This window comes from Micromonospora chalcea (assembly GCF_002926165.1).
In the GTDB taxonomy this organism is placed as follows: domain Bacteria; phylum Actinomycetota; class Actinomycetes; order Mycobacteriales; family Micromonosporaceae; genus Micromonospora; species Micromonospora chalcea.
This window is the reverse complement of the sequence record NZ_MAGP01000061.1, coordinates 1-4,582: the sequence shown is the minus strand read 5'-3', so window position 1 is coordinate 4,582 and position 4,582 is coordinate 1. Positions and strand designations below refer to the sequence as shown.

At 70.9% G+C, this 4,582-nt stretch carries 1 protein-coding gene; it reads right to left on the bottom strand.

Annotated features, from left to right (window positions below):
* Nucleotides 1–247 precede the first annotated feature (247 nt).
* Nucleotides 248–4,534, bottom strand: a complete 4,287-nt coding sequence (locus BAW75_RS06875) for a discoidin domain-containing protein (protein ID WP_104112999.1) — start codon at nucleotides 4,532–4,534, stop codon at nucleotides 248–250.
* Nucleotides 4,535–4,582: the final 48 nt, after the last annotated feature.

Below are 4,582 nucleotides of genomic sequence, written 5' to 3'. Positions count from 1 at the left end.
CTCCACCGCCCTCCCCCACTGACCGCAGCGGCCCTACACCCCCCGTCGATCTTGGACTTGTGGTGCCACATCTCGTCGGCTTCGCCCCACTATCAGAGGCACCACAACTCCAAGATCGCCGTGCCGCCCTCGCCGCCCGTCCCGTCCCGTCCCGCGATCTTGCAGTTCGCGCCCCCTGATACCAGGAGTAATCCGGCATCACCGGGGCCGAAAGTGCAAGATCGCGGGGGTGGGAGAGGCCGCGAGGTTAGTTGCGGGTGATGGTGAAGGTTGTTGTGGTGTTCTTGATGTCCTGGGCGTTGTCGGTCAGGCGGAGGTTGGTGAAGGTGGCCGCGCCGACCGCGGGGCCCTGACCTGCCTCGGGCATCTCGTTGACCCAGATGCCGAAGCCGGACTTCGCGTCGAACGCGTCACCGCTGCGCCGCGCGCCGGAGATCGACACGTTCGTCAGCACCGTGTCGGTGATCGGGTTCTCCGGCTGGCTGCCGTTGTACTTGGTCTGGAACATGATCCCCGAGTACGTCGGATCGACGATGTCCACGTCGCTCACCCGGATGCCACGGAACTCCTTCGACGCGGAGAACAACCACATCGCCGGGAACGTCTGCGCGCCCCAGAAGTGCCCGCCGGAACGGATCAGCGAGATGTTCTCGAACCGGGTGGGTGGGCTGGCACCGAACCCGACGAACGGGTAGCCGAAGTCCAGCGAGCTGATCGTGATGCCCGAGTACGTGAGCTGGTCGGCGATGTACAGGTTGCGGAACACGTTGTCGTAGCCGCCGTACACCGCCAGCCCGGCTGCCCGCCAGGTCAGCGTGGCGGTCAGGTTCTCGAACACGTTGCCGTGGTTGCCGCCGGAGCCGCCGGAGTCGGTGGCGGAGAACAACGCGAACGCGTCGTCGCCGTTGGAGCGGCCCTCCGAGTTGGTGACCAGGTTGTTCGTGCTGCCGTTTGTCATGTTCACGGCGTCGGCGAAGGTGTTGCGGAACCGGCTGTCCCGGATGGTCAGCCCGTCCACGCTCACCCCCCAGTACGCGCAGACGGTGTGCTCCACCCAGACGCTGTCCAGCGTCAGGTCGTCCACGTCCTTCAGCTCGCCCCACACCTTGCCGGGACCGTCGATCCGGTTGGTGTAGTTGCCGAAGAACGCCAGGTGCGCGAAGGTCGACCCGCTCGCCGAGGACTCGACCCGGAAGCCGGCGTCGGTGTTCTGCTGGTTGCGTGGCGTCTGGAACCGGGTGAACCACATGCCGGCGCCGACGACCTGCACCGCCTTGCCGTACACCTGGAACTTCTGCGCCGTCTCGTACGTGCCGGTGGGCAGGTAGACGCCGATCAGCGTGCCGGTGGTGTCCATCCGTACCGCGTCGAGCGCGTTCTGCACATCGGCGTGGCTGAACCCGGTGGGCACCTTGTAGCGGGCCGGGTCGGGGTTGGCGCGCGGCGACACCAGTTCGGTGTTGACGAAGTCGATCGCGTACGTGGTGGTGTTCGCCGGGTCCTTCTGGAGCCGGATCCGGCTGCCCGCCGGGACCGTGGCGTCGAGCAGCACGTTCGCCTCGTCGTACAGGTGCCGGGGCGCGCCCGCGCTCGGCGAGTCGCTCGGCCCGGCCTCGGCGCCGTACAGCCAGATGTGCTTCGAGGTGAGGCTCATCGGCTTGTGCAGCACCCCGTTGACGTAGACGTTGATCGTCGAGTCGATCCCGCCGCCGCCCGGGGCATCCGGGATGGAGAAGCGGGCGACCAGCGCATTCGCTGCCGAGCGGGTGGTCCACTCGACGTACGCGCCGGTGGTGTTGAGCGTGACCGCGCGGCGGCCGGACGCCTCCCCGGCGAGGTCGCCGATGGTGCGGTTCGGGCCGATCACCTGCGCGCCGCCGCCGGTCGTGCCGTCCTCGGCCTCGTAGGCGTCGTACGGCAGGTTCGCCCCGCGGCCGACGAACAGCGCGCGCTCGCTCGTGTTGTTCTGCCGCTTCACCGGCAGTTCATTGGTGTCGTCGGCGAGCACCACCCGCACCGTGTACCGGCCGTTGGCGGCCGTCCAGGTACCAAGCGACACCGGGCCGGCGGTGCCCCCGGCCGCGATCGTGCCGCTGTACGAGGCGGTGAGCGTGCGGACGACCGCGCCGGACTGGTCGCGCACTGTCAGCGTGATGCCGTGCGCGCCGCTCGCCGACGCGATGGTGCCCTGGTTGCGCAGCGTCACCGCGAAGGAGACGGCCGCGCCGGCGCTCGGCGTGCCGGGTGACCAGGTGACGGCGGAGGCGACCAGGTCGGAGCTGGCGACCGGGCTGACAGTCAGCGGGGTCGGGCTGGTGTACGAGTTGTTCGCCTCGTTCTGCTCGATCACCGCGTTCGCCTCGTCGACCTTCGCGGTGAGCGGGTAGCTGCCGGCGTCGCGTACGCCGATGGTCGCCGAGACGGTGCTCGACGCCCCGGCGGCGAGCGCGCCGACGGCGGCGGTGCCGACCTTCGTCGTACCCAGGTAGAGGTTGACAGTGGTGGCGGCGGAGGCCGCGGTGCCGGCGTTGCGCACGGTGGCGGACAGCGTGATCGCGTCTGTCTCCACCGGCGCGGACGGCGCGGCGGTGACGGCGGTGACGGTGAGGTCCGGGTTCGGCGCCGGGACGCCGATGACCTGGAGTTCGGCGACCTGGCCGTTGGAGGAGCCGGAGTTCGCGGTGAACTGGAGCCGGACGTCGGCGGCGGTCGCCGAGACCGGGACGGTCACCGTGTTGGCGCTGTTCGGGTTGAAGGAGTACGTGGCGGAGCCGGCCAGGCTGGTGAACCCGGACGCGGACTGTTCCCGGCCGAGCACCTGGAACGTCTGGGTGCGCGCGCCCCACGCCGGGTCCGGGTTCAGCTTCACCACTACCGCGCTGATGGCGGCGTTGGCGCCGAGCGCGACGGTGAGCGTGCTCGGGTATGCGCCGGGCGCGCCCTCCCAGTACGTGGTGACGTCGTTGTCGACGGCGTTGGCGGCGGCGAACACGTGCACCATCGACGACGCGGTGGCGGGCTTGCCGGCCGCCAGGTTGGTGCCGCCCGTGCTGCTGCCGGTACGGGTGACGGTGTTGCTGTTCGCCGACACGTTCCCGGCGGCGTCACGGGCCCGCACGTGGTACGAGACGGTGGCGTTGTCCGGCTGGCTGTCGGTGTACGTGAGCGTGGAGCCGCTGACTGTGGTGCGCAGCGTGCCGTTGGCGTACACCTCGTAGCCGGTGACGCCGACGTTGTCGCTCGACGCGGTCCAGGTCAGCCGGACCTGCCCGCTCGCCGGCTGGGTGAAGGCCAGGTTGCCGGGCGCGGTCGGGGCAACCGTGTCACCGGTGTTGCCGGTACGGGTCACCGTGTTGCTGTTCGCCGACACGTTCCCGGCCGCGTCCCGCGCCCGCACGTGGTAGGCCACTGTGGTCCCGGCCGGCTGGGTGTCGGTGTACGTCAGCGTGGAGCCGCCGACAGTGGTGCGCAGCACGCCGTTGGCGTACACGTCGTAGCCGGTGACGCCCACGTTGTCGGTGGACGCGGTCCAGGTCAGCCGCACCTGGTCGGTGGCGGGCTCGGTGAACGCGAGGTTGCCGGGCGCGCTCGGCGCCTGGGTGTCGCCGGTGACCGGGCCGTAGATCTCCAGCTCGGCGAGCTGCCCGGCGGGCCAGGCGCTGTTCGCGGTGAACAGCAGCCGTAGGTGGCGGGTGGAGGCGGTGGGCACGGTGACCGTCACCGTGTTGCCGCCGCCCGGGTCGAACGCGTACGACGCGGAGCCGACGAGCGTGCCGAACGTGGAGCCGTTCGTGCTGCCCTGCACGGTGATCGTCTGGGTGCGTGCGCCCCAGCCGGACGGCAGCCGCAGCACCAGCCGGTTGACGCTGGTGGCGGCGCCCAGGTCGGCCTGGATCCACTGCGGGAACGCGTTGTTCGGGCTCTCCCAGTAGGTGGCCGCGTTGCCGTCGTTGGCGTTGCCCGCGCCGTACACGTCGGCGTGGCCGCTCTCGGTCATGGTCCGGCCGAGCGCCAGGTTGGTCGAGGAGGTGGCCGCGCCGTACACCTCCAGGTCGGCGAGCTGCGCGGCGGCCCAGCCGGTGTTCGCGGTAATCACGACCCGCAGGTAGCGGGCGTCGGTGGCGGTGAAGCCGAGCGTCACGGTGTTGGCGGCGGCCGGGCTGAACGTGCGGGCGGCGGACGCGACGACAGTGGTGAAGCCGCTGCCGTCGGCGCTGGCCTGCACGGACAGCGTCTGGTTGCGGGCCTCCCAGGCGGCCGGGAGTTTGAGCACGACCTGGTCGACGGCGCGGCCGGTGCCGAGGTCGACCTGCGCCCACTGCGGCAGCGCGCCGCTGCTCTCCCAGTAGCTGCCCTGGTTGCCGTCGGTCAGGTTGGCCGCGACGTAGGGGCCGTTGACGCTGCTGGCGGCGGCGGTGCGCCCGGCGGCGAGGTTCGGGCCGCCGGCGGCGAGGGCCGGTGGGGCGGGGGCCGCGGTGACGACCAGGCCGACCGCAGCGAGCACCGCGACGATTCCGGTACGGAGTCTGGACATGGTGGACGGACACCTGCTTCCCGGGGGAGGTGGAGAGGCGTTCGGGGG

Coding starts and splice junctions, on each gene's coding strand:
- BAW75_RS06875 (WP_104112999.1), bottom strand. CDS start 4,534: ATGTCCAGACTCCGTACCGGAATCGTCGCGGTGCTCGCTGCGGTCGGC.